The 3407-nt window shown below is 67.9% G+C and carries 1 protein-coding gene; it reads right to left on the bottom strand.

Translation table 11 applies throughout. From position 1 onward, the window contains the following. Window positions 1-3113 (bottom strand): DUF4394 domain-containing protein (locus J7520_RS18505; protein ID WP_291191713.1); only part of this gene is annotated, 3113 nt, incomplete at its 3' end. Window positions 3114-3407 lie beyond the last annotated feature (294 nt).

The following is a 3407-nucleotide window of genomic DNA, read 5'->3' as shown; positions in this document are numbered from 1 at the left end:
GTGTGGGCGCCGTCGGCGAGGGTGGTGTCGTTGAAGTCGTAGAACGGCGTGCCGCCGGAGCTGGAGTTGTCGTCGACGCCGGTCCAATCCGGGTTCGGCTCGGTGCTGCCGGGCGTGGCTTCGAAGCTCGGATCCTTGACCGGCTGCTCGAACGGACCGCCGCCGGCACCGTCGAAGCCGTCGCAGAAGATCGTGTCCTTCGCCGAGCACGGATCGCTGCCGCCGCCGGTGACGGTGAAGCTGACCGGCACGGTGACCAGCGGATTGGTCGCGTCGTTGCTGGCGACGCACAGGTTGGCGTCGTAGCTGCCGGCCGCCAGTCCCGTCGCGTTCAGCGTGACGGTCACGGCGGAACTGCCGCCGGCCGCCGCCGTGCCCGAGGTGGGCGAAGCCGACAGCCACGGCACATCCGACGGATTGGTGCAGCCGCCCGGCGGCGTACCGCCGCCGCCGATCGCCATCGCGACCAATTGCACGCCGTCCTGCACGGTGCCGATCAAGGTCGCCGCGCCGGTGGTGACGTTCACGGTGTACATGCCGGTCGCGCCATCGGCGAAGTACAGCGTTCCTGATGCGGGATCGAACACCAGTCCGGCGACGTTGTTCGCGTCCATGCCGAGCGAGCCGATCACGGCGGTGTCGCCGGTCGCCTTGTCGATCGAAATCAGGCTGTCGCTGTCGGCGTCGATGCCGTACAACTGGCCTTGCGCGTTGGCGGCGATGCCGGTGATGGTGTCGCCCGCCGCCGCTCCGCTGATCGCGGCGACCAGGGTCGTCGCGCCGGTGGCCGGGTCGACCGTGGAAAGCTCCTGGTCCAGGCTCGGGCCGATCCAGAACAGTTTCTGCGTCGTCGGATCGGCGGTCATCGCCCAGACGTCGGCGCCGCCGGCACTGGCGGAAATCTGCGTCGCCGCGCCGGTGGCCGTATCGACCCAATACAGTCCGCTGTCGCCGAGCATGTACAGCTTGCTGGTGTCGCCGTTCAAGAAGCCCGCGCCCCAGAACGGTTGCTGGTTGGGAGCGCCCACCGTGGTCAAGGTACCGGGCGTGTTGAAGTCGAGCGACTTCAGCGCACGATTGGACGCGGTGTTGGAGCTTCGCTGCGCATAGCCGTTGACGGCGGCCAGCACCGCGGCGGTGGCAGCGCTCGTCGCCGTCTGCGTCGAACCGGGTACCGGTGCCAGTTTCGGCCCGTGCTGGTGCGCGACGCCGATCGGCGTCGCCTGACGCAGGTCGCGCGGGAAATGCCCGCGCGCCGCATCGGCGGCTTCGACGATCGACCACTCCAGGCTGCCGCCGCCGGTATTCCTGATCGTCAGCGGCGCCGTCGTCGACGCGCCGGCCGCGGCGGTGCCGCTCAGCGTCGTCGGGTCGACCACGATCTTCGGATCGGTGCCGGCGCCCGGCACGGTCACGTCGTAGGTGCAGCCGGTGTTGCCGTTCTGGTTGCCGGAGTTGTAGGCGGTGCCGATCGCGTCGATCTGCGCCTGCGTGAGCCCTGCCGCGGCAGCGGCGTTGATCACTGCCTGCGCCGCACCCTTCTGGTTCGTGCTGGCGCCGGTCATCGCCATGCCCTGGAAATAGACTTTGTCGAAGGTCTTGGCGCCCTCGGCCGCATCCAGTGCCTGGATGTTCTTGCGTGCCTCGAGGTTGCACGAGGCCCAGTACTGGCCGGCGGTATGCTGGGTGCCGATGTTGGGATAGGTGCGATTCAACTGGAAGTTCAGCACCCGGCCGGCCCAGAACTCGTTGTGGCCGTCCCAGTTGAAGACCCAGTTGTAGGCCGTGTCGGAGGATGTCCACTGATTCGGATAGTCGCGGCTGTAGGAGCCGGCCGTGTAGTCGCCGAATCCCTCGGACAACCCTTCCTGTCGCGACAGGTGACCGCCGGTGACCCAGTCGTGCAGGCCATGACCGAGTTCGTGGATGATCACGTCGGCGTCCTGCGCGTCGTCGATACCGCCCTCGCCGAAGCCGAGATCGAACTCGCCGCCGACGTAGTAGGAATTGTCGTCGCCGTCCCGCGCGTGCGGATCGAAGTACACGCCGCCCGTGTGCTCCACCGGCATGATGGCGACGCCGAGCGTCTCGTTGACGTACTTCATGTAGCGCGTGATGTGGTAATAGGCCATCACCGCGTCGAACGATTCCGTGCTGCGCGTGGCCGAGAAGTCGGTCGTCGGCAGCGCCGGGCATTCGCCGGCATGATGCGGCGTGTCCCAGTCCTTGCAGACCGCGTACGGTCCGGACAGGATGTAGTTGCCCGATCCGTCCTGGCTGATGTCGGGCAGCGTGACGCTGACCAGCGCGCCGGTCAGCTCCGGCGTGTCGGCGTTGTCGCCGTCGACGTAGCCGCCACCGTAGGCGACCTTCTTGTAGGACAGCGGATCGGGCGTCCACACCGTGCCGGTGCCGTCGGCGTTCAGCGCGAGATCCTGCGCCCGCAGCACGTCGCCGCTCTGTGCGTCGACCAGCAATTCCCAGCGGCCTTGCGGGCCGTTCTTCGCGATCGCGTCGACGCGCCAGACGATGCGCGTGCCGCTCGGTGACGCGTAGACCATCTTGCGCGACTTCTGATGGCTCAGTTCGGACACGCCGAGATACCGCTTGGCGATCGCCAGCGCGTCGGCATCGGTCTTGTTGTCCGCGTTGCTCGGCGTGCCGAGTCCGCCGACGGCGGAATTGGCCACGTAGATGACCTTGCCGTCCGGCCGCACGCTGACGGCGATGTCGCTGCCGTAGACCGGCAGGCCCTGATGGCGCTGCTCGAAGCGCACCACCGAAAAATGTCGGCCCTCGCGCAACGTCGTGCGCGCGAGCGAAGAAGCTTCATCGGCTTTCAGGCCGAGTTGCGTGTGGCGGGCGGCGAGGAATTCGCGCGCCATCGTCTCCGGGGCGGCGGCCTTGGCGGTGAACGCAGGCTCGCCGAGCGTGACGGCGACGCCGTCGGTCGTGTAGCGGCCGTCCAGGCGGTCGACGCCGGCTTCGGTCTGTTCCACGCCGCGCGTCAGCGCGCTGACGTTCGCCTGCGGCGTCAGCGCCGCGGCGGATGGGGCGAACAAGGCGCTGGCCAGCGCCGCGGAAAGAAGGCCACAACGAATCGTTCCTTTCATCTCAGGGTCCCCGATGGAAAAGGTTCGTGCAGGAAGGAGCGCCGTTCGGTGCGAGCACACCGGGCGGCTTCTGCTCTCGTGACGAGTGGCGTCACGAAAGCGGGGCCTTCTCCGTGAAGGCCCCGCCATTTACGTACCGCGGTCAGCGCTTGGGCGAACCTGCGGTCTCCTCGATGGTCACGTCGTCGACGTAGACGTCACCGTCGTCGCTGCCGGTGGCCGCATAGTCGAAGCGGATCTCGTGCGCGGCATCGTCGGCGTAGCTGGAGACGTCGATGGAGACCTTGACCCAGT

Origin of the sequence: Dokdonella sp. (assembly GCF_017744955.1) — a bacterium.
Lineage (GTDB): Bacteria > Pseudomonadota > Gammaproteobacteria > Xanthomonadales > Rhodanobacteraceae > Dokdonella_A.
Note: the sequence above shows the minus strand (reverse complement) of the source record. Positions and strands in the feature narration are given on the sequence as shown.